This window comes from Flavihumibacter petaseus NBRC 106054, assembly GCF_000974785.1.
Taxonomy (GTDB): domain Bacteria; phylum Bacteroidota; class Bacteroidia; order Chitinophagales; family Chitinophagaceae; genus Flavihumibacter; species Flavihumibacter petaseus.
Window position 1 is genome coordinate 263,989 of the sequence record NZ_BBWV01000001.1, and the last position, 25,676, is coordinate 289,664.

At 48.4% G+C, this 25,676-nt stretch carries 21 protein-coding genes and 1 tRNA gene; 7 read left to right on the plus strand and 15 right to left on the minus strand.

Annotation, left to right across the window (positions count from 1 at the left end; genetic code table 11):
• Nucleotide 1: 1 nt before the first annotated feature.
• Genes FPE01S_RS01090 through FPE01S_RS01105 form a run of 4 tightly spaced genes read right to left on the minus strand, consistent with a single transcriptional unit; the run spans nt 2 to nt 9,633 of the window.
• The gene (locus FPE01S_RS01090; RefSeq protein WP_046367105.1) at nt 2–1,501 is read right to left on the minus strand and encodes a hypothetical protein; all 1,500 of its coding nucleotides are present in this window, start codon (nt 1,499–1,501) and stop codon (nt 2–4) included.
• Nucleotides 1,501–3,357 carry a Fe-S protein assembly chaperone HscA gene (hscA, locus tag FPE01S_RS01095; RefSeq protein ID WP_046367106.1) on the minus strand — a complete coding sequence of 619 codons (1,857 nt, stop codon included), beginning with the start codon at nt 3,355–3,357 and terminating at the stop codon, nt 1,501–1,503. Before hscA ends, FPE01S_RS01090 begins: the two co-directional genes overlap by 1 nt.
• A 28-nt stretch (nt 3,358–3,385) precedes the next feature.
• Entirely contained in the window at nt 3,386–8,509 is a 5,124-nt protein-coding gene (porU2, locus tag FPE01S_RS01100; RefSeq protein ID WP_083990101.1) for a putative type IX secretion system sortase PorU2, read from the minus strand.
• Nucleotides 8,510–8,520: 11 nt separating this feature from the next.
• Nucleotides 8,521–9,633, minus strand: coding sequence for a putative type IX sorting system protein PorV2 (locus tag FPE01S_RS01105; protein WP_046368525.1), 1,113 nt, complete (start codon nt 9,631–9,633; stop codon nt 8,521–8,523).
• A 122-nt stretch (nt 9,634–9,755) separates the two neighbouring features.
• Between FPE01S_RS01105 and tyrS the strand changes: the two genes are divergently transcribed.
• Nucleotides 9,756–11,039: a tyrosine--tRNA ligase gene (gene tyrS / locus FPE01S_RS01110; protein ID WP_046367108.1), complete on the plus strand. Its 1,284-nt coding sequence runs from the start codon at nt 9,756–9,758 to the stop codon at nt 11,037–11,039.
• A 2-nt stretch (nt 11,040–11,041) separates the two neighbouring features.
• On the opposite strand, the gene FPE01S_RS01115 is transcribed toward tyrS, so the two are convergent.
• The gene (locus FPE01S_RS01115; protein ID WP_046367109.1) at nt 11,042–12,343 is read right to left on the minus strand and encodes an aminotransferase class V-fold PLP-dependent enzyme; all 1,302 of its coding nucleotides are present in this window, start codon (nt 12,341–12,343) and stop codon (nt 11,042–11,044) included.
• Between the two features lie 105 nt (nt 12,344–12,448).
• Here FPE01S_RS01115 and FPE01S_RS01120 point away from each other — a divergent pair.
• A tRNA-Gln gene (locus tag FPE01S_RS01120) sits at nt 12,449–12,519 on the plus strand.
• Nucleotides 12,520–12,608: 89 nt separating this feature from the next.
• Complete coding sequence (locus FPE01S_RS01125) at nt 12,609–13,127, plus strand: hypothetical protein (RefSeq protein ID WP_046367110.1); 519 nt, start codon at nt 12,609–12,611, stop codon at nt 13,125–13,127.
• A gap of 53 nt (nt 13,128–13,180) precedes the next feature.
• Here the strand turns inward: FPE01S_RS01125 and FPE01S_RS01130 are convergent, their stop codons facing one another.
• The gene (locus tag FPE01S_RS01130) at nt 13,181–13,636 is read right to left on the minus strand and encodes a DoxX family protein (protein WP_046367111.1); all 456 of its coding nucleotides are present in this window, start codon (nt 13,634–13,636) and stop codon (nt 13,181–13,183) included.
• Between the two features lie 34 nt (nt 13,637–13,670).
• On the opposite strand from FPE01S_RS01130, the gene FPE01S_RS01135 reads away from it, so the two are divergent.
• Nucleotides 13,671–14,006 carry an MmcQ/YjbR family DNA-binding protein gene (locus FPE01S_RS01135; protein ID WP_046367112.1) on the plus strand — a complete coding sequence of 112 codons (336 nt, stop codon included), beginning with the start codon at nt 13,671–13,673 and terminating at the stop codon, nt 14,004–14,006.
• Here the strand turns inward: FPE01S_RS01135 and FPE01S_RS01140 are convergent, their stop codons facing one another.
• Nucleotides 14,007–14,621 (minus strand): hypothetical protein, encoded by a 615-nt coding sequence (locus FPE01S_RS01140; protein WP_046367113.1) that lies wholly within the window; start codon nt 14,619–14,621, stop codon nt 14,007–14,009.
• Between the two features lie 97 nt (nt 14,622–14,718).
• Between FPE01S_RS01140 and FPE01S_RS01145 the strand changes: the two genes are divergently transcribed.
• Nucleotides 14,719–15,771 (plus strand): NAD(P)-dependent alcohol dehydrogenase, encoded by a 1,053-nt coding sequence (locus FPE01S_RS01145; RefSeq protein ID WP_046367114.1) that lies wholly within the window; start codon nt 14,719–14,721, stop codon nt 15,769–15,771.
• Here FPE01S_RS01145 and rfbD read toward each other — a convergent pair.
• The 7 genes from rfbD to FPE01S_RS01180 are packed head-to-tail and all read right to left on the minus strand — an operon-like array spanning nt 15,757 to nt 23,010.
• On the minus strand, nt 15,757–16,638 hold the full coding sequence (gene rfbD / locus FPE01S_RS01150) for a dTDP-4-dehydrorhamnose reductase (protein WP_046367115.1): 882 nt from the start codon (nt 16,636–16,638) through the stop codon (nt 15,757–15,759). The genes FPE01S_RS01145 and rfbD overlap by 15 nt on opposite strands.
• A 3-nt stretch (nt 16,639–16,641) precedes the next feature.
• A complete protein-coding gene (gene rfbC, locus FPE01S_RS01155; RefSeq protein WP_046367116.1) occupies nt 16,642–17,196 on the minus strand; it encodes a dTDP-4-dehydrorhamnose 3,5-epimerase in 555 nt (184 codons plus the stop codon).
• 1 nt (nt 17,197) lies between these two features.
• Nucleotides 17,198–18,265, minus strand: coding sequence for a dTDP-glucose 4,6-dehydratase (gene rfbB, locus FPE01S_RS01160; protein WP_046367117.1), 1,068 nt, complete (start codon nt 18,263–18,265; stop codon nt 17,198–17,200).
• Nucleotides 18,262–19,548, minus strand: a complete 1,287-nt coding sequence (locus tag FPE01S_RS01165; protein ID WP_245623917.1) for a nucleotide sugar dehydrogenase — start codon at nt 19,546–19,548, stop codon at nt 18,262–18,264. Before FPE01S_RS01165 ends, rfbB begins: the two co-directional genes overlap by 4 nt.
• Nucleotides 19,548–20,531, minus strand: coding sequence for a UDP-glucuronic acid decarboxylase family protein (locus FPE01S_RS01170; protein ID WP_046367118.1), 984 nt, complete (start codon nt 20,529–20,531; stop codon nt 19,548–19,550). Before FPE01S_RS01170 ends, FPE01S_RS01165 begins: the two co-directional genes overlap by 1 nt.
• Nucleotides 20,528–21,859: a UDP-glucose dehydrogenase family protein gene (locus FPE01S_RS01175; RefSeq protein WP_046367119.1), complete on the minus strand. Its 1,332-nt coding sequence runs from the start codon at nt 21,857–21,859 to the stop codon at nt 20,528–20,530. Before FPE01S_RS01175 ends, FPE01S_RS01170 begins: the two co-directional genes overlap by 4 nt.
• A 23-nt stretch (nt 21,860–21,882) precedes the next feature.
• A complete protein-coding gene (locus FPE01S_RS01180; RefSeq protein WP_046367120.1) occupies nt 21,883–23,010 on the minus strand; it encodes a DegT/DnrJ/EryC1/StrS family aminotransferase in 1,128 nt (375 codons plus the stop codon).
• Between the two features lie 95 nt (nt 23,011–23,105).
• Between FPE01S_RS01180 and FPE01S_RS01185 the strand changes: the two genes are divergently transcribed.
• Nucleotides 23,106–24,374, plus strand: coding sequence for a 3-deoxy-D-manno-octulosonic acid transferase (locus tag FPE01S_RS01185; protein WP_046367121.1), 1,269 nt, complete (start codon nt 23,106–23,108; stop codon nt 24,372–24,374).
• Here FPE01S_RS01185 and FPE01S_RS01190 read toward each other — a convergent pair.
• On the minus strand, nt 24,341–25,012 hold the full coding sequence (locus FPE01S_RS01190; protein ID WP_157473853.1) for a DUF8457 domain-containing protein: 672 nt from the start codon (nt 25,010–25,012) through the stop codon (nt 24,341–24,343). The genes FPE01S_RS01185 and FPE01S_RS01190 overlap by 34 nt on opposite strands.
• Nucleotides 25,013–25,091: 79 nt before the next feature.
• On the opposite strand from FPE01S_RS01190, the gene FPE01S_RS01195 reads away from it, so the two are divergent.
• Nucleotides 25,092–25,661 carry a thymidine kinase gene (locus FPE01S_RS01195; RefSeq protein WP_046367123.1) on the plus strand — a complete coding sequence of 190 codons (570 nt, stop codon included), beginning with the start codon at nt 25,092–25,094 and terminating at the stop codon, nt 25,659–25,661.
• Nucleotides 25,662–25,676 lie beyond the last annotated feature (15 nt).

Genomic DNA, 25,676 nt, shown 5'->3' on the forward strand with positions numbered 1-25,676 from the left:
GTTACTCCTGCCCTGCCTGTTTTAATGCCATAAACCGGTAATTATTCCAAAAGTAGACATTGGACCTGCTAAATGTATGAAGAATAGTATCACCAGCTATTGGTGCAGTTACTATTGCGCCTGAGCCACAAATTGGAAAAGACCGCCCAACTGCCAGGCAATTACTACCAGCCTGTTGTGGCACTAATACGCTGTCTGGCATAAGATCGGGTGTCAATTCATCATTGAGGAGCAGCGAAATGCCTGAAGTATCTGTTCCCTGCAGCAGCAGTGCTGCATAAAATCCGTTTCTTAAAACCATTGCGCCCCTGTAGTCACCAGGCACATTGGCCAGCAACAACTGTCCCGGAGCAGCACGCAATTCCTTAACGCCTGTAAGGATATGCTGGGTTCTGCTGGCCGCTTCCAGCCAGATACGATTGTTGACAAGCAGGAAGCAGAGAAAATAAATGACAATTCCAGTCACGGAAAAACAAAACTGCCGCATCGTGACCACAGAGGATATGCTGTAAATGAGAAACGCACAGAGAAAAAACGACGGAAAATAGAGTAGCCTGTCTCCTTCGATCGTGCGGGTGCTGACGCCGAACAGAAAAGGTACTGCAGCCGCGGCAAGTAAGCAAAGGAATAATACACTAAAGCCGGTGAAGGCTGAATAACGATTCCTGTAAATATAAACCGCCGTCAATACAATTGCCATTCCTGCCAGCAAAGTAAATCCGATCAACCAGGCAGAGGCCTCCATCGGCGGAAACCACAGGCGGCCGAACACTTTCGAAACTTTCATCAGAAACTCAGCTGGCCTGAAATCAAAGATCCGGCTGCCATAAGCTCCGGCCATTACTGCACCCACCAGTTTTCGCACGATGAGATTCGCTCCCAATGTTAAAGACAATGCACCCATCCAATAACAGATTCTTCTCCGGCTCTCTCCTTTCCAGAATAACAGTAATGCTACGATAGCGGGTAATGTAACTACAGTTTCATAAGTGCTGAGTGCCAGAAAGTACAACAATGCAGACCAGACTATTGCTTTTCCTGTCCCGCTGTAAAGCGCAAGGATTATCACCAGGAATCCAAGAAAACAGGAGAGATTCGATGCGCGGCCCACTACCCATACAATGGCTTCATTATGAAAGGGGTATACAAGAAAGATCAGCCCTGCAAAAAAAGCAGGTATTTTCTTGTCTCCTGCACCGAAGGGCAATTGCAGTATAATAATGTACAATAAGCACGCATTGGCGACATGCAACAAAAGGTTGAACAGGTTATAGGCAATTGGATTGATCCCCGACAGGAGATAGCAGCAATAAAGGCTGATATCAGACAATGGTCTGAAAAATCCTTCCTCGAGAAAATTCTGCTGGTGAATGATCCGGTACATTACCAAAAAATCATCCGCTGCAAAGCTTTTAGTTAGAACAGGGAAATAAACAACAAAAGCAATAACCAGAAATGCCAGGAAGACCCGCGCTTTTGATTGCGTTAGTAGTAACAGCATCAGATTTTCTTTCCGCGCATTGCCTGACCAATAGCCTTGTCCATCAGCCGTTCTGCATAAGGCCTTGATAAATCATTCAGCGCTTCTGTTTTTGTATGAATGAGGTCTTTGTCGTTTGATGTCAGAACAGATTCAAGCTCCTGAATGGCTGCGCGGGTAGCATCAATTTCCTGTTGCTCAAGATGTTCCCTGTTCTTTTCAATAAAGCGGCCGGTCGCCTCAATCAACTGCTCCGCTTCAGTCCGGGCCTCTACAATCGCCCTTGCAGCAATGTCTTCTTTGGCATGCTGAATACTGGCGAGTAACATGGCTTCCACTTCGGCGTCGGTGAGCCCGTACTGCGGCTGCACGTCAATCTGCTGAGAAACACCGCTTCGAAGTTCGGTTGCCTTCACCGACAGAATGCCATCTGCATTGATGGTAAATGAGATTTCCACCTTTGGAAGTCCGGCTGGCATTGCAGGTATGCCGGTAAGGTCAAATGCCGCCAGTTTCCGGTTGTCTTTCACCAGGTCTCTTTCCCCCTGGAATACCGCTATCTTCATGCCTGATTGTCCGTCACGTTGTGTAGTATACTGCCGCGACGCACGGTTGGGCACTTTCGAATTCCGGGGAATGAGTACATCCATCAACCCTCCCATGGTTTCTACCCCCAGGGAAAGTGGTGTAATATCAAGCAACAGCAGGTCTTTATTATTTCCTGCCAGTACATCCGCCTGGATAGCGGCGCCGAGGGCAACCACTTCATCGGGATTCAGTTCATCATGTACCTTCCTTCCGAAAAAACTACTAACCCGCTGTTTGACCAGTGGTATCCGTGTAGAACCTCCAACCATGATCACTTCGTCCACGGCGCTCGCTGCTATGCCGGCATCCGTTAGGGCTGCCCTGCAGCCCGAGACCGTACGCTCCACGAGCGGTTCAATCAGCTTGTTGAATTCAGATACAGTGATCTGCAACTGGTAGTTGCCTACATGATCGATGAATACATCCTTTTTGCTCAGGTGTTTTTTGGCAGCTTCGGCTTTTAAACGCAAGGCCTGTGCGAGCTCAGGATCAGCCTGAACTTTATCCGCAGCGATCTTGTGTTCTTTCATCCAGTGGTGCATGATCAGGCGGTCGATATCATCACCTCCGAGCAATGTGTCACCGTGTGTTGACAATACTTCAAAGATGCCCTGGCTGATCCTGAGTACGGATATATCAAATGTACCGCCGCCGAGATCGTATACGGCGATCAGCTTTTCTTCGTCTTTTTGCAGCCCGATGCCATAGGCAAGGCTGGCTGCGGTAGGCTCATTGATAATTCGCAATACGTCAAGGCCTGCAAGCTTACCGGCATCACGGGTAGCCTGCCGCTGCGTATCATTGAAATATGCAGGAACTGTAATTACAGCCCTGCTGACCGGCGTCTTTAGAATATGCTCTGCGCGTGTTTTTAATTCCTTCAGAATAAGAGCGGACAATTCAATGGGAGAATAAAACCGGTCACCCACCCGAACTTTCACCAGGCTGTCAGTATCATCGTCAAGAATGGAATAAGTAAACAGCGGGGCATTTTCCTGAATGTCCTTATAGGATTTCCCCATCAGCCTTTTGACCGAAAAGATCGTATTCGCCGGGTCTTTGATCAGGAATTCTTTCGCGCTGTCTCCCACCACGATTGATCCGGCTGACCCGAAATGGATAACAGAGGGGACCAGCGAAGAACTGTCGTGTTCGCGGAGCGCCACAGCTTTCCGGTCTTCCGGGTGAATTACCGCAACAAGACTGTTGGTAGTACCCAGGTCGATACCGATAATCATCTCTTCTTTCTGCAGACTTCCCGTAGCGATATTAATCCCAATCTTTGCCATACTGCAAATGTAGGCATATAAAGGTGATCTACCGGATCAGGTACATCTTGCCGTAGCCTTTGCTGAAATACTTATCCGTATTGTCATTGACCGCTTTGTATTTGTCCAGTTTCTTGCCATTCAGCGTTGTAACTACCCTGTACAGATATACGCCGTTCGCCAGGCGCTGCCCGTACTGGTCAGTACCATCCCATTTGAACTCCGTGATATTCCGTCCGATTCTAAGCGGACCCAGTTCCGGCCCGGTGATTTCCCGGACTATCTTACCCGTAACGGTCATGATCTGGATCTTGAAATTCGTCGGCACCTCGCTTCCGGTCAGTGTAAATACAAATGCGGTGGAAGTAGAGAACGGATTCGGGTAATTCAACAGGTTGGAGATCATCGGCTTGTTGATCACCGTGAAGTTTATTGAATATTCAATATTGCCCGCAGGATTATTGCTGGCATCCTTTCCATTCACCATCAGTTCATACCGGTCGATGCCCGTTTCCTGATCAAATGTTTGCAGAAAAGCCGGGCTGAAATCAATGGTTGCGGTATTGTCTGCAGCCGAGGTTGCTGGTGTAAAGCGCACGGTATCGTTATCAAACCGGTAGGTTTTGACAGTCTGGTCAGGGAACCGTACCCGTACCCGCATCAGGGATGTATCCTTCAGCAGCAGGAATTTCGATTCGTCTTTCAGCTTAATCTGAATATGCGGTTTGGCAGAAACGATATCATCATTCAGGATATGAACACCGTCAAAGGTGACATCCAGCAACGGCTTATGCTTATCACCCTGTACATAAATATTCTTATAGAAGAAATTGTTGAAATGATACATCTCCGGCTGGTCGCCGTCAGGGTTAAAGTCGACATACAGCGTATTGAGTCCCGTGTAGGATTTGCTGTCGATGGTAAACCGGAACATTACTGTATCACCGCCATTCAGCGGCTTCAGCATCTCAACCGGTAATATGTGCGATGAATTGCTGCCATCTGTAAGCGTCACTTTCACTTTCAAACTGTCAAAGGGAACATTGGAAATATTCTTGAAGGCAATGCCGAAATCAACAGTTTGCCCCAGTTCCACTGTATCCTTCGAAACAAAAAAGAGGTTCGGTGCAACAGCTCCTTCCGGAACCGGATCGTATAAGAGCCTCCAGAAGTCCAGCTGGTATGCTGTAAAATCAACAGAGTCAGACACATTCATCTGAAGTGCCAGTCGCGGATATTGTGACGCATCTATATCAGAGATATCCGTAGTAGTTTCTGACAAGCCAACTTCCTTCAAAGGCACGCGGGCGTTTGAAGCTGTTACTCCGATCACCTGCAACTTCACTTTATCGTTGCTGATCGCAGCGTCTGTTGCATGGCCTTTCCAAACCATCTGTTTCCAGGTCTTTGCAGGGCCGAATTCAGGTGACATAATTGATCCTGTGCCGGTTGGCGTTTCTGGTTCGGCGGAAACGATAACCCTGTCATACAGGCCGGCTGATATTTTAGTAACCGGGGTGAAAGTAGCAGCATTCTTCTGATAGATCATGCCCCAGCACTTCGGTGCATTGATATCGTCTATATTGGTCAGGCCTGTAGCCAGCAATTTGTGGTATAGCGAATTTCCTGAACCATATAGCGAAGTATCTGCCATCCAGGTTTTGGAATAGGATTGCGGATTATTATAGTCAAAAGAACGAATCGCAACGAAATATCCATCCGGGATTGAATCCATGAAATCCATAATCAGTTTCCTTGATGCCGGGGTCATATAGGAGAACTCAAAATTCCAGTTACGCGTCCTGGCACAATTTGCCGATCCACTGCCGAAACGATAAAGGTTATTTCCCGCGTCATCAACGTTCTTCCAGGGGATCAGTGTCCGGGGATCGAATACATTGAAGGCCAGGGAATGGCCGACGCAGGCACTTTGAATAAAATCCTGATCATTTACCAATACAGCAAAATCATTGTCCTGGCCACCTGATGTAGGATACATTCCCAACCGAATAATCAGTGAACTGAACCTTTTCCCGAAATCCCATTGCCGGTTGGCATTCAGCACCATTTTTGTAAGGCCCGACTCCGAATGCTGGAAATAATGGGATTGATTGAACCCGGTCTGCACATTTTTCTTAAACAGGAAAGAAAACTGGCTCCAGCGGAATTCGCCTCCGTCACCGGGCACAAATGAAGTGCGCCAGTAATACACTGTACTGTCGAGATAGGTCATCTGCGGATCAAACTCCAGGAGGCCGCCGCGGGAATTGAGCGTAACTGCTTTTTTCAAAGATGAATTGAACTCCGCAGTCGTATCAATTTCCATCACATACTGTTTCATAGAGGCGAAAGGATCAGCAGTGCTTGCATAGAATTTCACAGCGGGGTCGCTAACGATGGAATAATTATAAGGAAACGCCGGAGAAGCTTCGTCTTCATAAATGAAATACGATTTGGTGACCGTATTGTTGGTCTCATCCATTTCTCCGACCAGCTGCTTGCCATCAATGGTGACCGTGATCTTGTTTGTCCCTTTGTCTTTGCTGGCAACGATGGGTACTTCCAGTGTTACAGAATCGGCATAAAGTGTTGGCGCATGCTTCAGGTTGTGGAGCACGGTAACGGTACCATCAGGAGCTGTGCGGCTAACTTCTACCTGAACAGAATCCGCAGTTGCTTTCCCCTGGTTATACCATTTTACCTGCACTTTGTAGTTCTGGTCGTTCACAGAAACCAGGGTTGGAATAATCCTGATCGTGGATTCTTCTATTACATAATCAGGCCGCTCCTGGAAGTTCATTTTCAGGCCCGGATCACCATGCAGCGTGATCTGTTCGGCATGTGAACGTGCCACGAAATCAAAGGAACCATAATCCACAATCAATTGAGCAAGGGCGTCTTTGGTTACTTTCGCCAGATCAGCACCATAATCGGTCTTGGCAGCTTTCTCAAAAAAAGCATCAAGGTAATTGGTCAGGTAACTGGATACACCATAATGCGTGGACGCGATAAATGCAATGGCTCCCCTTTGTTTGGCCAGTACATATTTTTCAGTAAGGGTTTCCAGAACGCTGTAGCGGGCATCACTGTAGGTAAAGAAATCACCTGCATAACAACCGTTAACGGAAAAAACCGGGTATTTGCCAGCGTTATTATAATCGTAAGGATCCTGGATACTGAATTCAAGCGTGGTTGCAGAGGAGTGGCCAAAATAAGTCAGCAGGCTTACCCCTTCTTCCATTTTTTCTTTGATAATTCTGGCTCCGGCCTGATCATTGCCACCCGCAACATTTTTACATAAAATGGTGGCAGCGGCACCGGTCAGGGTATCCTCGAGTATCTCCGCATATTTCGTAACGCTGTTACAGAGGCTGGCGCCGAGAAGCGCGTCAGTTGCACCGGTAACATTCAACACATTCTTCATCCATAATTTATCCTCCATCCGGTTTGAAGGATTTGCCTGCGCTGCTTCGTATTCTTTCACTTTGGCCAGGTAATCTTCCACTTCATTTGGATAAACCGCACTGAGGCGGCCAATTTCTGTTGCAGGAACCGGATCATCGGGAGCGGGCGATGCGAGCAGGTTATCACTGCCCGGATAGCCATGAGTAGGTACCAGGTTTTGTTCGCCGATCCGTGGCCGTTCATTATTTCCGAAACGGTATTGGGAATATACCACGCCTTTACCGATCAGGAATACTTTGGCAATCTGGGTGGAAAAAAACTGGCGTGAGTACCGGATAAAATTCTTGACGGCCAAAGGATGCCCCTTGATACCATAGGCAAACTGGTCGGTCAGTTCATTAATGTCATAGATTTTGGCATTGTGGCTTCCACCGGCTACGGATTGCCTGTATAGCCGATAGTCCTCTACGGGATTATTTCCGTTGGCACCATTATACAAACGCGGATTGGAAATGATCGCAAAATCTCCTTCATTCGCCGGATCACTGTAGTTAACAAATTTTCTTTCCGTAAGTGCCTGGACTGTTTTTATTACACTATTCGACTGCGAAAAAAGTATGAGTTTCCTTGCCGCTGCTGAACCAGGCAGTGCGAAGCGGTACTTTGTACCCTGAACATTGGCAACAAAACGTTCGTTGCTGTTCAGGTCATAAAGAATGGGTGTTGTGCCACCCGCGGCAAAACCAGTGATATCCAGGTAGTATCCCTCTGACCTGGGATCAAGTGAAAATGGAAAGTATGTCGCATTGTTAAAATCAAATAGATGGGGATAGCTGATCTCGAAGAAAGACACTACCATACGGTCCAGATAGGGATCGTCCCCCTGGGCAGGTTTTGGAGGCTGCACATCGGTAAAGGCAACGGTGGCGCTGCCCGAGGCAAGAAGAGAAGGCGATATGGGAATGGTAACCACCATATCACTCATGTAGTTCAGTGCCGTGTCATGCAGAATACTGCTGTTGACGCTTGCCTGAACCCTTCGCTCTTTAACCATATTGCCGAATGCACCATAACGGAATGATGCATTGGGACCGTCGGTTGCTATCTTAAGATTGTTGACGGTTTCCGATAATGTCGCCCGTTCACGGATATCATTGCTTGACCAGAACTCTCCCCTGTCATATGATGATGAATAAATGTACTGTTCAATGTCAGCAGCAAATCCGGGATTGATCTTGTTTTTGTAATATTTTCCGAAGGTATATTGGAACCACGGCTCAGCAGGCAATGTATTACCTGCCACGTTATTGTTCACTGTTACGTAACGCCTGGCTCCCGGGGTAGCCTCAGCAGTAAGAAAGTAGGTGGCAGAATCAGCATGAAGGTTGAATTTTTCAGTATGCTGGAACCCTGGATTCCGGTAAAGACTTTTATCAGGTTTACCATCATTGGCAAATCCTGCAAACTCAAGATAACCGCCGTCGGGAAGTGGCCCGGTACTTGCTGAAGTATACAGGGCAATCTCTTCACCGTTCCGGAATAAACGGAACTGTTCCACGGGCGTATTCTCATGTCCGTTCGCCCTCAGCAGGGTAACCGGAATGCGGTAAATACCATCGGATCCTATTTTGAATTTAAGGTAGGTATTGCTGAAGTTGATCCATTCATTGTAATAGGTCTGAGCCGATGCTGCATAACCTGAAACCAGGCAAACCAGCAAAAGGATCGCAATCCTGAAAGGTATAAGAACGCTGTTCTTCGTTGGCATAGGCTAGGCGCTTACTTTTTCTTTTTTTTCTTGACGAGGTCGAGCTTCAGTGAGAATACATGGGTATACAAAGGATTGGACTGATTGGCCAGGTTGGTGAAGGCATAATCGATCATCACATTCTGGATCCTGAATCCTGCGCCGATGGCGGGCTGATAGATCCAGACTTTTTGGGTGTAAGTGCTGTCTTCATCTTTTAAGGCCTTCTGGAAATTGTTGATACCAGCCCTTACATAGAAAATGTCTTTCAGGGACGCTTCCAATCCGATCTTGGGATCGATACTTACGGCACTTGAACTGATCACCGTGTTTCTTCGGCCATCAAAAGTGAAATCAAGGTTCGCCTCAGCCAGCAGGTTGACGGACTTGCCCAGTTTGAAATTATAGGATGCGCCACCGATCAGTTTGGGGGCTGTCAGCTCGGTTGATTTTACCGGGATTTCATTCTGGGTAACATAAAACACCTCCCGCATCTTGTCATTGATGCTGTATGACCAGGCGTTAAACGTTGTGGTGACGTCACGGGCAACGATCCCGATCTGCAATCTTTTATTGATGTATTGAATTCCTGCATCAAACCCGAATCCCCATGCTGTGGCAAAATCCCCCGCTTTCCGGTGAATGACCTTGGCGTTGAACCCGAGGTTCAGCTTCTTGTCAGGGTTTTTCATTTTCAGCGTTTGGGCATACGAAAACAGGAAAGCATAATCTGCAGAAGAAAACGTGGTGATATTGTCAAAATTGATCGTGCCGTCCGGCTCTACCAGGAATACCGTATTGGGTATATCATCCACTGCGAAACGAAGCACGGAAATACCGATAGTGCGTTTACCGTCTTTAAGGGGAATTGCCAGGTTGCCATAATCATATTTGCCAATACCTGCGAAATATTCGGCATGCATCAGGCTCAGCTGGGGTTGTTCGCGAACCTGAACAAGTGCGGCGGGGTTCCAGTAACCGGCTGTACCATCGCCCACTGAGGCGACCTGTGCCGAGCCCATTGCCAATCCCCTGGCGCCTGCCCCAATGTTGAGAAACTCATTGGAGTATTTCCGGAATTGTGCAACAAGCGTGAAAGGGAACAGTAGAAGTAACAGGACCAATACTCTGATCTGACATCTCATGGGGTCTTCTTTCAGCATAAGCAATAAATACGGCAATGACATAAAACGCGGGTCCGGCCCCAATATTGCCCGATAGGAGTCGGCTTTATTGCCTTAGTTTTGCTGCAAATTGCAGTCTTTTTATGAATTTTATCGAAGAATTACGATGGAGAGGGATGCTTCAGGATATCAAGCCCGGAACCGAAGAACAGCTGGCGAAAGAAATGACTGCAGCATATATTGGCTTCGACCCGACGGCCGACAGCCTTCATGTCGGAAGCCTGGTGCCCATCCTGCTCCTGATGCACCTTCAAAAGGCTGGTCATAAACCTTTTGCCCTGATCGGTGGCGCTACCGGCATGGTTGGCGACCCTTCTTTTAAATCAGAAGAACGGAAAATGCTTGACCTGGATACCCTCCGCCACAACCTGGCAGGTATCCGCGCACAACTGGAGCGATTCCTCAATTTTGATCCGGCCCTCCCCAATGCTGCCGAGATCGTCAATAACTACGACTGGTTCAAAGACTTTACATTCCTGGACTTCATCAGGGAAGTGGGTAAACACATTACGGTAAATTATATGATGTCGAAAGACAGTGTCCGGAAGCGACTCGAGGGCGACACTGGCATCAGTTTCACAGAATTTACCTATCAGCTGATCCAGGGCTATGATTTTTACTGGCTCTACAATAACCGCAACTGTAAGCTTCAGATGGGTGGGAGCGACCAGTGGGGAAATATTACAACAGGAACCGAACTGATCCGCCGCATGGGTGGCGGTGAAGCCTTTGCCTTCACCTGCCCCCTCATGACCAAGTCTGACGGTGGCAAATTTGGCAAAACCGAAAAGGGGAATATCTGGCTGGATCCGGCCAAAACCTCCCCTTACCAGTTTTACCAGTTCTGGCGCAATGCAACAGATGAAGATGCGCTGAAATGGATCAGGATCTTTACTTTCCTTACACCGGAAGAAATTGAGGCGCTGATCACGGAGCATCAGCAGGCGCCCCATCTCTGGTTACTGCAGAAACGCCTCGCTGAATCAATCACCAGGCTCGTTCACGGAGATGAAGAATATGCATTTGCCATAAAAGCGTCCGAGATTCTTTTTGGAAACAGCACCACGGATGTTTTGCAGCAGCTGAATGAAAAACAACTGCTGGAAGTGATGGAGGGGGTTCCCAATATTGATGTGGCCAGAACATCCCTGGAAGAGGGAGCGAATATTGTCAACTTTCTCGCTGACAACGGCATTTTCCCCAGTCGTGGAGAAGCCAGGAAGATGGTTCAGAATGGCGGTGTAAGTGTGAACAAGATCAAAGTGTCGGGACTGGAAACAACGCTTGGCACTGATCATCTGCTGAACAGCCGCTATCTCCTCGTACAGAAAGGAAAACGCGATTATTTCCTCGTGCGGGCAGTCTGAGGCTAGAAACTTTTCGTGTTCACAAATGCTTTGATGGCTTCCACCAGTACATCCAGTTGACGTGTGGTGGTATACACATTAGGTGTAATGCGCACTCCCCTGATGTTTTCCCATTCGATGCTTACGGTATGGATCTTATACTTGTCAAGCAGGAAGTTGTCGAGTTCTGCCGGCTTCCTGTCATCAATACTGACCAGACCGATGGCGCAGCCAAAAGCCGGCTGAAGAGAAGTTCCCAGCTGCACTCCTGGCAGATCCTTTATACGGGTCATCCAGTAGTTTTTCAGGTAATGCAGCCGCTGCTCCTTTCGCTCCGCACCGATCATGTCGTGAAATTCGATGGCTTTGCCGATCGCCTGCTCAATGAAAAATGGCCGGGTTCCGGTGCTTTCAAATTTGCGGATATCCGGTGATTTAGGGTCACCTGCTGCAAACAGGGGATATATTGAAGCGATCTTTTCTTTCTTCACGTACAGAAGGCCGGAACCTATGCAGGCACTGAGCCATTTATGCAGGCTGGTACCAAAATAATCTGCACCGAGGGAAGGCAACGTAAACAGGAAATGCGCAAAGCTGTGAGCGCCATCCACCAGCACCTCGATGCCTTTCGCGTGTGCAGCATCAGCTATGGCGCGTACCGGCAGAATCTGGCCATTCCAGTTAATGATATGGGTAACATGTACCACTTTTGTTCTGGCGGTAAAGGCCCGCGTATACTGGCTCAGCAGGTAGTCGTTGTTTTCGGAAGGCAGTTCCAGGTTGATCCAGACCAGTTTGATGCCGTCCCGCAGCGCTCTTTGCTTCCAGGCATTGATCATATTCGGATAATCCTGCTTGCTGAGCACCACTTCATCACCTGCTTTCAACGGCAATCCGAAAATGACCGTTTCCAGCGCTTCCGAAGCATTACGGTGGATGGCAATTTCCTCAGCGCCGACACCAGCCAGCCTGGCCAGTTCCCGGCGCAATGGCTCGCGGCCCTGATCCAGGATCCGCCACATGTAATAGCTGGGCGCCTCATTGGATAAATCATGATATTTTTTCATGGCTTCCTGTACCACCCGGGGTGACGGACTCACCCCACCATTATTCAGGTTGATCAGGCTTGGTGACACCGTATACGCTTGCTGTACGGCATACCAGAAGTCTTCCTCTCCGGCCAGGTCGGCAGCCGGCAATCCATTGAACTGATTGATCTTCTGTTGTAATTCACGGCTCCACACCGGCTGCGTAACGCCTGCCAGTAATCCTCCTAAACCCAGTTTGCCAAGGCCATTGAGAAAATTTCTTCTGTTTGAAATCATGCTGTCAGGTGTGTGTCACTAAAGATAATATTTGTCGGCAAAAAAGCTTTTTTTTGGACGATTTCATCCCAGCCCTTATTTTTGCACTCCCTTTACGGGACGGATTGCCCGATAGTATAATGGTAGTACGACAGATTTTGGTTCTGTTTGTCTAGGTTCGAATCCTGGTCGGGCAACAAAAAGAGGAAATGTGGCATTTCCTCTTTTTTTTTATAATTTGCTCCCTGTTATACCTAAGCGCAATTATTATCTAAAACCTTAAACTATGAAAAAGGGATTTGTGTCTCTTTCCACTATTTTGTTGTTTTTCACTTTTCAGTTGCTCACCTCCTCCTGTGAAAAGGAAGTTATTAAGGAAGTACAGGTAACTGATACCCTAATCATCAAGGATACAGTGCTGACTGACTTTCCCAAGGATACACTGGCATTCCTGACAGGCAGAACCTGGAGAATCCAGGAAATCCGGATTCTTCAGAATCAACAATTCTACTTCTATCAATACGGTGGTTCAGACCACACTTTTGATGATGAGTACATCAAATTCAATACAGACGGCACCGGTCAGTATCATGCCGACGGCGTAAATGATAACCTGGTATGGGCATTCAAAGGTGACACCAAAACCAAGATCGAATACACGCTTAATCGTACAACGCCGCTGGTTGTAAACTGGGAAAACATGCATTACAAAAAAGACAGCCTGATCTATAGTGAGTACTATATCAAAAACGGGACCCTGAAAACGCAAAGCGCGGTAGTAAGGATCCCTGAGGAAAGCCGCTAAGCCTGCAGTCTTCTTACTTTATCAGCAGCCGGGTCAATGATCCGGCTGTTTTATTATCCCTTCCATATGGCGAAATAATACACCCATACCATCAGGGCGATCTGCATGGGTATACGGAACCACAGGTAACTCAATCCATTCCCTTCCCTGTCTACCTGCTGGTAATCGATCTTATTGATGGCAGCATAGATATTTGCCGGTAACAGCAATACAAAAAATACCAGCAGGAACCAGCCCGCCTTTTCCCTTACCACAGGTATCAGGAGTGCTACTCCCGCGAGAATTTCCAACAGGCCTGTGATATAAACCAGTTCTTTCTTGAATGGAACTGGACCGGGGATCATTCTGGCCATCGCATCAGTAAACCGCCAGTGGCCGAAGGCCGTAAAGAACAGCATGATGCACAGGGCAATATTCCCTGCCGGCCGGGGTTGCCAGTATCCGGCAGTTACCCTGATGCCAACTGACGCAAGTACAAAGGCGGCTAACAGTACAAGTATAACTTTCATGGTTCCGTGATAAAAGTGATTTAATTTGACAATTATGACACTTGACAATTTCCAGGCATTCTGCCTGTCACTGCCTGATGTAACCGAAGAGTTTCCCTTCGGGCCGGATACGCTCGTGTATAAGGTTAAGGGGAAAATGTTTGCCCTGGCCGGCATTGACACCTTTGAAAGCATTAACCTGAAATGCGACCCGGAAGAAGCACTCGAACTCAGGGAAAGGTACCAGGCGGTTGTACCAGGATACCATATGAACAAAAAACACTGGAATACGGTTCACCTTGATCACTCTATCGGTGACACAATGCTCCGCGACTGGATCAAAAGATCCTATGACCTGGTGCGTGCGTCCCTCCCGAAGAAAGACCGGTGATCAGGTGCCTGCGGATACTTCAGCTATCCATTCCCGGTAGCAGCTGTCTTCTTCCCGGCAGGCCATATCACAAAGCGACCGCCATTCAGGCCACAACTGTTTTAACTGGGCTTCCATGGAAGCCAGGTGATGCTGTTCTTCAGCAATGATATTGTTCACGCTGATACCGCTGCCGGCCTGTTTCAATACCTCCTGGTAAACGGGATACAGTTCATCGGCCCGCACTTCAATGGCATAGGTTACCAGCAGATACGCCGCATATTTCAGTTCATGCCCGCTAAAACCGTATTCATCCTTGAGATAACGGCAAACACGCATGTCGATCCTGTGAAGGTAGCGCGAACTTACTGCTGGTGCCAGCAGGTAGGGCGCCTCATAAGTTGGACAATTGCCTCCAACCTTATGCAGCTGCTTCTTCAGATACCAGGCATGTCGTGCTTCTTCTGCTGCATGTTTCAGAATATCCTCCTTTACGAATACAGGGTGCTCACATTGTTTGATCTTGCGCGCACCTGCATTTTCCAGCATACTGAGGGTGTTCAGCCATCGGGCATGTGTCTCGGGCCGGGATACGATCCGGCTGATCAGGTCGTGCAGGGAAGTTGCAGCTGTCATTGCAGGCAATTGGATGAAGGCGCAAATTAACCCCTCATCTCCTATTTTCAACAATTTCTGTGATCTGCTGTTAATCCCATCACCAAAACCATTCATTATGCAAGCAGCCAAAGGATATGCTGTTCACAACGAAAAAGACAGCCTGAAGCCATGGGATTTCCAGCGCCGTGATCCCGGCCCTCATGATGTACAGATTCAGATACTCTATTGCGGAGTATGCCATTCCGATATTCACCAGGTCAGGGGAGAATGGGGCAATTCCATGTACCCGATGGTTCCTGGTCATGAGATCGTTGGCCGTATTACAGCCGTAGGCAAATCAGTTACCAAATTCAAAACGGGTGATCTCGCCGGCATCGGATGCATGGTGGATTCCTGCCGCGAATGCAATAACTGTAAAAACGGCCAGGAGCAGTTTTGTGAAAAGGGAGAAACCGTAATGACTTACAACGGTCGCGAGCGAAACGGCGGTGCACTGACTTTCGGCGGCTATTCCGACATTATTTTATGTGATGAAAAATATGTCGTTTCCGTCTCAGACAAACTTCCGCTTTCAGGTGTAGCCCCCCTGCTGTGTGCAGGTATAACCACCTATTCCCCACTCAAGCGCTGGAAAGTTGGCAAGGGTCATAAACTGGCCGTACTCGGACTCGGCGGCCTCGGTCATATGGCGGTGAAATTTGGTGTGGCTTTCGGTGCTGAAGTAACTGTACTGAGCACATCACCTTCGAAAGAAAATGATGCACGCAAACTCGGCGCCCACAAATTCTGCAACACCCGTAACGAGGAGGCTACCAAAGCGCTTGCCGGCTATTTTGATTTTATTATCGATACCGTTTCTGCGCCCCACAATTACGACATGTACCTTAACATGCTCACCACCAATGGTGTAATGATCTGTGTAGGTGTACCACCGGAACCGATTAAACTGACAGGGTTCCTGTTACTTGGAAACAACCGGACAATTACCGGCTCTATGATCGGTGGCATTCCGGAAACACAGGAAATGCTGGATTTCTGCGCGGTCAATAACATCGTATCCGATGTGGAAGTAATCGATATCAGCTACGTGAATGAGGCCTACGAGAGAGTAGTCAAAAGTGATGTGAAGTACCGGTTTGTGATCGACCTGCAATCATTGGCCCGCTAAATATCCCTGCAACTGAAGAAGGCAGGCTTGCAGACTTTCCTGCCACGGATAAACCGGCACATCAAACACCTGCCGGATCCTGTTCGTGTCAAAGACGCTGTAAGCAGGCCTTTTTGCAGGGGTGGGGTATTCGGCCGTGGTAATCGGGTTCACCCGGCATCTGCTACCCGTCATGCCTGCAATAGCCTGGGCAAATTCGAACCAGGTGATCGCCCCGGCATTGGCATAATGATAAATACCCCCGGCGTTTTCGGTATCCGGCAGCTTCTGTACGATCTGCATGATTGCCCGCGCAAGATCAGCTGCATAGGTGGGTGATCCCTGCTGGTCATTCACTACATTGATGGTTTCCCGTTCAGCCATCAGCCGCAGCATGGTCTTGACAAAGTTTTTTCCGAATGAGGAATATACCCAGGACGTCCGGATCACAATCGAATCCGGTGCAATACTTAAAACCAGTTGTTCTCCTTTCCATTTGGAAACGCCGTAAACGCCGAGCGGATTCGTGACGGCAGTTTCGGCGAGCGGCACAGTAGCTGTACCATCAAACACATAGTCAGTCGAAATATGGATCAGGCGGCATCCCGTAACATCCGCAGCTTTTGCAAGGTTTCCTGCGGCTGCGGCATTCACTGCATCAGCTTTATCCGGTTCGCTTTCCGCTTTATCCACAGCAGTATAGGCAGCACAGTTGATACAAAATGCCGGGCTTTCCTGCATGAATATATTCCTGACAGCAGCCTCGTCTGTAATATCAAGCTGGCTGCTCCCCGTAAACAGAAACCTGTATTCCGGATACAAGGAAGCAATAACCTGCAGTTCACTGCCAAGTTGCCCGTCAGCACCAGTTACAAGAATAGTGTGCATTGATCAGAAAAAGAATGAATGGTTACCAGCGGCAAATGTCGGATACAATTTATCCTTTTCAGACAATATCATCTGGCCGGCAGGAACTTTCCAGTCAATGGCAAGCGCCGGATCGCTGAACAGGATACCGCCTTCGCTTTCTTTATGGTAAAACCGGTCAACCTTATACATCACTTCCGCCTGCTCCGTCAGCACAGAATAGCCATGAGCAAATCCGGCCGGTATCAGTAACTGTTTTTTGTTTTCGGCCGATAATTCGATGGAGAAGACCTTACCATAAGTGGGCGAGCCTTTCCGGCAATCCACCACCACGTCGAGAATAGTACCCTCAAGTGCACGGATCAGCTTGGTCTGGCAATATGGATGCTCCTGGTAATGTAATCCCCTGACAACCCCATAAGAGGATCGCGCCTGGTTGTCCTGAACAAAATGAAATTCCAGTCCATTTGCCTGGAATGCGCGGGCGCTGTAGGACTCATAAAAATAGCCACGGTCATCGCCGAATACTTTCGGCTCAAAAATCCACAAACCCTGAAATCCGGTTTCGATAAATCCCATATCAATGACTTCCGTATTGTTCCTGATAATATTTCTGATACGCTCCGCTGGTAACATGCTCCACCCAGCCGGTGTTTGCCAGGAACCAGTCTACCGTGCGTTCCAACCCCTCTTCAAACTGCAGGGAAGGCGCCCATCCCAGCTCCCGGTTCACTTTGGCAGCATCGATCGCGTAACGCAAATCATGGCCGGGCCGGTCAGTCACATAGGTGATGAGTTTCGCAGATGCACCTTCTTCCCTGCCGAGCTTCCTGTCCATAATTTCGCAAAGCAGCATCACCAGGTCGATGTTTTTCCACTCGTTGAAACCGCCGATATTGTACTTGTCACCGGTTTTTCCCTGGTGGAAGATAAGGTCGATAGCAGCGGCGTGATCCTCCACAAATAACCAGTCACGGATGTTCTCACCTTTTCCATATACCGGAAGCGGCTTTTCCTTCATGATGTTGTGAATCATCAGCGGAATCAGTTTTTCCGGAAAATGGTAGGGGCCATAATTATTGGAACAGTTGCTCATTACCACCGGCAACCCGTAAGTGTGGTAATAAGCCATTACGAAATGATCTGAAGAAGCTTTTGATGCCGAATAAGGTGACCTTGGATCATACGCGGTCTCCTCCGTAAAGAAGCCGGATTCACCGAGAGAGCCATACACTTCATCTGTTGATACATGATAAAAGCGTTTGCCGTCAAAGTTGTTTTTCCAGGCTTTGCGGGCAACATTCAACAGGTTGGCTGTACCCAGCACATTTGTCTTCACAAACTGCAACGGGTCTGAAATTGAGCGATCCACATGGCTTTCTGCCGCCAGGTGGATCACTCCGTCTACCGGGTATTTTTCGAAAAGCGCTGTCATGCCGCTTTCATCAGTAATATCTCCCCTTTCAAACTGGTAATTGGGTGCAGCTTCTACATCCCTGAGGTTTTCGAGATTTCCGGCATAGGTGAGCAGATCGAGGTTCACGACCTGGTATTCCGGGTACCTGGTCACCAGCCGCCGCACCACATGAGATCCGATAAACCCGGCACCTCCCGTTACAATAATTACCTTCTTGAAACTTTTTGTCACAGACTCCAGTATTGTCTAGAATGAATTTTGTTTTTATAGATCCCTTTCAGGTCAACAACAACACCATGTGAGCGGGTAATACCCGCAAAATAGGCGTCGTCCAGCTTTAAATAAGGGCTGTGCGGTACGGTCACAATTACAGCGTCATAGTCTTTTCCGCTATGCCGTACCAGGTTAAGACCGTATTCTTCCTTTACTTCATTGTGCTCTGCAAAGGGATCTTCCACATCTACAGCGATATTGAATGCCAGCAGTTCCTGAACGGTATCAACGATCTTGGAGTTACGGATATCACTTACATTTTCCTTAAACGTAACACCTTTCACCAGGATACGCGGGTTGTCAGAATTGCGCAGCACATACTTGATGATCTTGCGGGCAAGGTATTTTGCCATATCGTCGTTGATATACCGGCTGGCAGCAATTACACGGCTCTGGTATCCCATTGAAGCCGCCTTATGTGTCAGATAATAAGGATCAACGCCAATGCAGTGACCACCAACGAGACCCGGCTGAAACTTCAGGAAGTTCCACTTGGTACCTGCCGCTTCGATCACATCATAGGTATTGATACCCATCCTGTCGAAAATCAGGCTCAGTTCGTTCATCAGTGCGATGTTCATATCGCGCTGGGTATTTTCCACGATCTTGCTGGCTTCTGCAACTTTGATCGAGGGAGCACGGTGTACCCCGGCATCCACCACCAGTTCATACACCCTGGCAATTTCTTCGAGCGCCACATCGTCATTTCCGGATACTACTTTCACCACAGTACGGAGGGTGTTTTTCTTATCTCCCGGGTTGATCCTTTCCGGAGAATATCCCAGTTTGAAGTCGTCGCCCATTTTCAGGCCTGAAACTTTTTCAAGAACAGGCAGGCAATCCTCTTCCGTACAACCTGGATAAGTAGTGGATTCATACACCACATAGTCACCCTGCTTCAGCACTTTGCCCACGGTAGTGGAAGCGCCGACAAGCGGCTTCAGATCAGGCACATTGTATTTGTCAACCGGTGTAGGTACAGCTACAATATAGAATTTAGCTTTCCGCAGCACTTCGAGGTCATCGGTGAACTCAATATCACGGTCTTTAAATTCATCAGCCCCTACTTCTTTGCTTGGATCAATGCCATTTCTCATCAGGTCGATCCGGTGGGAATTGATGTCAAATCCGATCACCGGGATCCTGCGTGCAAGTTCCAGTGCCAGCGGCAATCCGACATAGCCTAATCCGATAACAGCGAGCCTTTCCTTTTTGTCAAGTAAATCCTGATAAATTTTCATTAGTGTAAGCTTTTAAATTCCTTGGGTTGTTTTGTCAGTTCTTCCGACGGTAAGGATTTAAAATACTCGTAGGTGATGCGAACACCGTCAGCCCGGCTGACTTTCGGTTCCCACCCCAGGAGGGTTTTCGCCTTAGTGATATCTGGTTTTCTTTGCTTTGGATCATCTGTAGGCAATGGCTTATACACGATTTTCTGCGTTGTACCTGTCAGCCTGATAATTTCCTCCGCAAACTCCCTGAGGGAGATCTCGTCAGGATTGCCCACATTCACGGGATATGCATAATCGCTCATCAGGAGGCGGTAAATGCCTTCGATCAGATCGTCAACATAACAGAAGGAGCGGGTTTGTGAACCATCCCCGAAAACCGTAAGGTCTTCTCCCCGCAATGCCTGGCCGATAAATGCCGGAAGTGCCCTCCCGTCATTGAGTCGCATCCGCGGACCATAGGTATTGAAGATCCGGATGATTCTTGTTTCCACCTGGTGGAAAGTATGGTAGGCCATGGTGATGGATTCCATGAACCGCTTGGCTTCATCATAAACACCGCGCGGTCCGACAGGATTCACATTTCCCCAATAGTCCTCCGACTGAGGGTGTACCAGCGGATCGCCGTACACTTCGGAAGTGGACGCAACCAGGATACGTGCCTTTTTTGCCTTGGCCAGCCCAAGGCAGTTGTGGGTACCCAGGGCGCCCACTTTCAGGGTCTGGATGGGAATTTTCAGGTAGTCAATCGGACTGGCCGGTGAAGCAAAATGAAGGATATAATCCAGTTCTCCCGGCACATGGATGAATTTGCTCACGTCATGGTGATAAAATTCAAAGTTGGGGAGCCTGAAAAGGTGCTCAATATTTTTCAGATCGCCTGTAATCAGGTTGTCCATTCCCAGTACGTGGAATCCTTCCTTAATGAACCGATCGCAAAGATGGGAACCCAGAAATCCGGCCGCTCCCGTTATCAATATTCGTTTTGGGGTCATGCAATTACAGCGGTTGGTTGGTTTACAGGTCTGCGGCCAATACTTTCATAATGGAAGCCGAGTTCACCGATAGCTCTGATATCGAAAAGATTGCGGCCGTCAAAAATCACTTTCTTTTTCAGGTTGCTTACAATCTTCAGAAAATCAGGCGTCCTGAATTCGTTCCATTCCGTTGCAATGATCAAAGCATCGGCACCTTTGAGTGCCTCATACTGGTTCTCTGCAAATTTGATCTTATCCCCTACTACCTGCTGCACATTTTTCATCGCTTCAGGATCAAACGCAGTTACTGTTGCGCCGGCTTCCAGGAGGGCATCAATGATGTATAATGCCGGAGCCTCCCGGATATCGTCTGTATTGGGCTTAAAGGCAAGTCCCCACAGGGCAAAGTGCCTGCCTTGCAGATTGCCGCTGAAGTAACGGAGGATCTTGGGCAGCAGGTGCAGTTTCTGAATTTCATTCACCTGCATTACCGCGTCAAGTATCCTGAAATCATAACCCGCTTCGTCGGAGGATTTAGCCAGGGCCTGAACATCTTTCGGGAAACAGGAGCCGCCATAGCCGATTCCGGGAAAAAGGAAACGCTTGCCAATACGGTCATCACTTCCAATTCCCAGCCGAACCATGTCAACATCTGCATCCAGCTTTTCACAGAGTTGCGCAATCTCATTCATGAAAGAGATCTTGGTCGCCAGGAAAGAATTGGCTGCATATTTCGTCAGCTCCGCTGAACGTTCATCCATATAGATCACCGGGTTGCCTGAGCGTACAAACGGGGCATAGAGTTCACCCATAAGCTTGCGGGCCCGGTCACTGCTGGTTCCGATCACCACGCGGTCTGGTTTCATAAAATCATCCACGGCAACACCTTCACGGAGAAATTCAGGATTGGATACCACATCAAACGGAACCTTTGCGTTCCTGGCAACACTCTCATATACTTTCTCAGCTGTGCCAACAGGAACAGTGCTTTTATCCACCAATACTTTATAGTCTGTCAGCAATCTGCCGATATGATCAGCCACACCGAGTACATATTTAAGATCTGCTGAACCATCTTCACCGGGAGGTGTGGGAAGTGCAAGGAAAACGATCTTCGCTTCCTCAATTCCGGCGGCGAGGTCAGTAGTGAATTTAAGACGGCCTTCTTTCAGGTTACGCAGGAAAAGTTTCTCCAGGCCGGGCTCATAAATCGTGATTTCCCCGTTGGTCAGTTTATCAACCTTTTTCTGGTCGATATCCACGCAAATGACCTCATTCCCGGTTTCAGCAAAACATGTTCCGGTTACCAATCCAACATATCCGGTTCCAACAACAGCGATCTTCATTTGTAGAATAATTATTTATGGTATTAATTGATGTACTGCAATACTTTGGAGGTGATAAACTGCAACTGCTCTGCATCGAGTTCAGTATGCATAGGCAGTGAGATCACCCTGCCGGTCAGCCAGTCGGTAACGGGCAGATCAGCCTGGTCAGCACCAAAGGCAGCAAACATTTTTTGCCGGTGAGCGGGCACCGGATAGTAAATCATAGACGGAATCTTATGTTCCGCGAGGAACTGGTTCAGTCCGTCGCGGTCAACACCTTCCAGCTGGAGCGTATACTGGTGGAAGACATGTTTGTTATTTTTCTCACGGAATGGTACCGTAATTTTCGGATGGCCGGCAAAAGCTGCATCATAAGCATCCGCTGCTGCGCGTCGCGCAGCGATATACTGATCGAGCCGCGGCAGCTTGATATTCAATACGGCGGCCTGGATACTGTCAAGGCGGCTGTTGCAGCCCACGATATCATGATAGTACCGTACACTCTGGCCGTGATTGGCAATTTTCCTCATTTTTTCCGCCAGCACGCTGTCATTGGTGCAGATGGCACCGCCGTCGCCATAACAGCCCAGGTTTTTGGAAGGGAAAAATGAAGTGCAGCCGATCGTTCCGATCGCACCCGTCTTTTTCGTGCTGCCGTCACTGAAATGGAAATCACTGCCGATGGCCTGGGCATTATCCTCAATTACCGGAATTCCGGCTTTATTGGCAATCGCCATGATGGCCTCCATATCCGCAGCCTGCCCGTACAAATGAACAGGCACAATAGCTTTTGTATTTGGTGTGATGGCTTTTTTCAGTGCCTCCGGGTCCATACAGAATGTCTTTGGGTCAACATCCACAAACACCGGCTTAAGTTTTAATAACGCAACTACTTCAGTAGTAGCGATATAGGTGAAGGAAGGAGTGATGACTTCATCCCCTGGCTGCAAATCGAGTGCCATCATCGCAATCTGCAATGCGTCTGTACCATTGGCACAGGGAATTACTTCCTTAACCCCCAGATAACGGGAAAGCGCACCTGCAAAATCGTGGACCGCCTTTCCATTAATAAAAGAAACCGAATCAATCACTTCATGAATTGCAGCATCTACCTCAGCTTTGATCTGGTCATATTGCTGCCGCAAATCAACCATTTGAATAGGACGCATATGCGGTCGTTATTTTAAATGCGCACAAAAATAGCAAAATATAGGTAGGGTGGAAGTTTGATTTTAGTTTTGCAGCACATTAACCGTTTGATTCAGTGAGTCTTCTGTTATATAATATTTTTATTCTCCTTTACCGGGTTGCGCTGGGAATCGCCTCATCTTTCCATCCCAAGGCCAGGCAATGGGTTGCGGGAAGACGCAACTGGCAGGAGAAACTGGCAAAAGACCTGGAATTCCGGCCTGATGCCCCTTTGATCTGGATGCATTGTGCCTCCCTGGGCGAATTTGAGCAGGGACGCCCGCTGCTGGAACATATCCGGGAAAAATATCCGCATTACCGGATCCTGATTTCATTTTTCTCTCCCTCCGGTTATGAGATCCGTAAAAACTGGGAAGGTGCCGATATCATCACCTACCTGCCTGTCGATAATCCCGGCAATGCCAGGCGGTTCCTGGATCTGACGAAGCCCGCACTGGTACTGTGGGTACGGTATGAGTTCTGGTATCACTACCTGAATCAGTTGAAATCCAGGCAGATACCGGTCATACTGGTATCAGGATTATTCCGTGAATCGCAACCGTTTTTCAAGTGGTATGGTAACCTGTACCGACACCTGCTGCATTGTTTTGACCAGCTTTTTGTACAGGAAAAAGATTCCGTAACACTTTTGAATAATGTAGGGATTACCACTGTCACCTTATCTGGCGATACCCGGTATGACAGGGTTTCAGCCATTGCTGCTTCTGCTCCTGCCCTGCCACCCATAGAAGCTTTTGTGCAACAATTTCCGGTATTGATCGCCGGTAGTACCTGGCCGGAAGATGAAGAAGAGCTTGATCATTTCTGTAATCACCGTAAAGATCTCAGGATCATTTTTGCACCACATGAGATCAGCGAGGCGCATCTGCTGGAAATGGAAAAACTGCTGAAAGGAACAATCCGGTACGGGCAATGGCTGGATCACCTGAAACGCGGTGAATTACCGGCAGACAGGCACGTACTGATCATTGACAACATCGGAATGCTTTCTGCACTCTACCAGTATGCATCAGTCTCCTATGTGGGTGGTGGATTCGGGGATGACGGTCTGCACAATATCCTGGAGCCGGCAGTCTGGGGAAAACCGGTACTCTTCGGGCCTGTTTTTGACCGGTACCCGGAGGCAGCGGGAATGATCGGCGCAGGTGGCGCTTTTTCAGCAGGAAATGCACTGGAACTGGAAAAAAGATTGAACGACCTCTTCCAGGATCCGCCAATGGCAGCTGCAGCAGGTGAAGCCGCAAAACAGTTTATCCGGCAGCACAGGGGCGCTACGGCAATGATTATCCGCTATTTGGAGGAAAACCGTCTTCTGACGAGTTGAATGAAATGACGCACCGCGTCCTTTGAATCGTCCCAGCCCAGTTTCAGCTTTAACTCCCTTTCCATCCAGAATTCAGCTTCCTGCAGAATATTAAAGGAATTGATGGTCTTGATGCTTCTCTCATACATCACTTCATCTCCCCGGAACAATTCATTTACAAATACAAAACGGTCATTCACCCCGATCGCCTTTTTCAGGTCTCTTACCGGTTCACGGGTAAGTACTTCGGCCACTTCTATTGAAGATTGCTTGAGTTTGTCGTTCAGGGATGCGCCATTCTGAAGGCCCATGACCTCATTGAGTTCCCGGATTTCTTTCTGATGCGCCAGCGTTGGAATCTCCTGCATGAGGTGATGCAGCCAGTCTGTTTGCGGGGGTATTTCAGGTTCTTTGGCTGCGGTATTTTCAACCTCCGGCGCAGCGGGTGCCGGTTCAACCGGCCGTTGTTGGTGGGATACGGGCATAACCACCACTACTTTACTGTTCTGAGCCCTGGCTACGGGGCCATGGGAAACAGGTTTCTGTTCAGCCAGCAATGCTTCCTGGATTTCACGAACCGTAATCATCAGGGAGGAAGTATCGGCGCCTTGCTGCAGTTCTTCCTGCAACCTGTTGACCAGTGCTTTTACTCTTTCCATTCGATATGGTACTTTTGGGTTAGTATTGGATTTCATAAAGTTATAACAAAATACACTGATCTAAAGCCCATACCAGCGTATGTTTATTGAACCTATTGTTAAAGGTGGCCGGCAGGGTTGGATCGAAGTGATCTGCGGGTCGATGTTTTCCGGTAAGACCGAAGAACTGATCCGCCGCCTCAAACGGGCCAAAATCGCCAACCTCAGGGTGGAGATCTTCAAGCCCGCCGTTGATACACGGTATGACGATCAGCAGATCGTTTCCCATGACGAAAAAGCCATTCCCTCCACGCCCATCGATAACTCCCAGACCATCCTGCTGCTCACCAGCGAAGTGGATGTGGTTGGCATCGATGAAGCCCAATTTTTTGATGATCAGCTTCCCGATGTGTGTGACCGCCTTGCCGCCCAGGGCATCCGGGTGATTGTCGCCGGCCTGGATATGGACTTCCGCGGCAAACCTTTCGGGCAGATTCCCAACCTTCTCGCCAAAGCGGATTATATCACCAAGTTGCATGCCATATGTATGAAATGTGGAAATATCGCCAGCTTCAGCTACAGGAAGCATGCACATGAAGGCCAGTTCCTGCTGGGGGAAAAGGACATCTACGAACCCCGCTGCCGGAAATGCTTTTATGATCCGGATTAGTTAATACTTTTGGGC

Bases quoted from the DNA above. Each gene is read 5' to 3' on its own strand.
- FPE01S_RS01090 (WP_046367105.1), bottom strand. From the start codon at position 1,501: ATGCTGTTACTACTAACGCAATCAAAAGCGCGGGTCTTCCTGGCATTT.
- hscA (WP_046367106.1), bottom strand. From the start codon at position 3,357: ATGGCAAAGATTGGGATTAATATCGCTACGGGAAGTCTGCAGAAAGAA.
- porU2 (WP_083990101.1), bottom strand. From the start codon at position 8,509: ATGCCAACGAAGAACAGCGTTCTTATACCTTTCAGGATTGCGATCCTT.
- FPE01S_RS01105 (WP_046368525.1), bottom strand. From the start codon at position 9,633: ATGAGATGTCAGATCAGAGTATTGGTCCTGTTACTTCTACTGTTCCCT.
- tyrS (WP_046367108.1), top strand. From the start codon at position 9,756: ATGAATTTTATCGAAGAATTACGATGGAGAGGGATGCTTCAGGATATC.
- FPE01S_RS01115 (WP_046367109.1), bottom strand. From the start codon at position 12,343: ATGATTTCAAACAGAAGAAATTTTCTCAATGGCCTTGGCAAACTGGGT.
- FPE01S_RS01125 (WP_046367110.1), top strand. From the start codon at position 12,609: ATGAAAAAGGGATTTGTGTCTCTTTCCACTATTTTGTTGTTTTTCACT.
- FPE01S_RS01130 (WP_046367111.1), bottom strand. From the start codon at position 13,636: ATGAAAGTTATACTTGTACTGTTAGCCGCCTTTGTACTTGCGTCAGTT.
- FPE01S_RS01135 (WP_046367112.1), top strand. From the start codon at position 13,671: ATGACACTTGACAATTTCCAGGCATTCTGCCTGTCACTGCCTGATGTA.
- FPE01S_RS01140 (WP_046367113.1), bottom strand. From the start codon at position 14,621: ATGACAGCTGCAACTTCCCTGCACGACCTGATCAGCCGGATCGTATCC.
- FPE01S_RS01145 (WP_046367114.1), top strand. From the start codon at position 14,719: ATGCAAGCAGCCAAAGGATATGCTGTTCACAACGAAAAAGACAGCCTG.
- rfbD (WP_046367115.1), bottom strand. From the start codon at position 16,638: ATGCACACTATTCTTGTAACTGGTGCTGACGGGCAACTTGGCAGTGAA.
- rfbC (WP_046367116.1), bottom strand. From the start codon at position 17,196: ATGGGATTTATCGAAACCGGATTTCAGGGTTTGTGGATTTTTGAGCCG.
- FPE01S_RS01165 (WP_245623917.1), bottom strand. From the start codon at position 19,548: ATGAAAATTTATCAGGATTTACTTGACAAAAAGGAAAGGCTCGCTGTT.
- FPE01S_RS01170 (WP_046367118.1), bottom strand. From the start codon at position 20,531: ATGACCCCAAAACGAATATTGATAACGGGAGCGGCCGGATTTCTGGGT.
- FPE01S_RS01175 (WP_046367119.1), bottom strand. From the start codon at position 21,859: ATGAAGATCGCTGTTGTTGGAACCGGATATGTTGGATTGGTAACCGGA.
- FPE01S_RS01180 (WP_046367120.1), bottom strand. From the start codon at position 23,010: ATGCGTCCTATTCAAATGGTTGATTTGCGGCAGCAATATGACCAGATC.
- FPE01S_RS01190 (WP_157473853.1), bottom strand. From the start codon at position 25,012: ATGGAAAGAGTAAAAGCACTGGTCAACAGGTTGCAGGAAGAACTGCAG.
- FPE01S_RS01195 (WP_046367123.1), top strand. From the start codon at position 25,092: ATGTTTATTGAACCTATTGTTAAAGGTGGCCGGCAGGGTTGGATCGAA.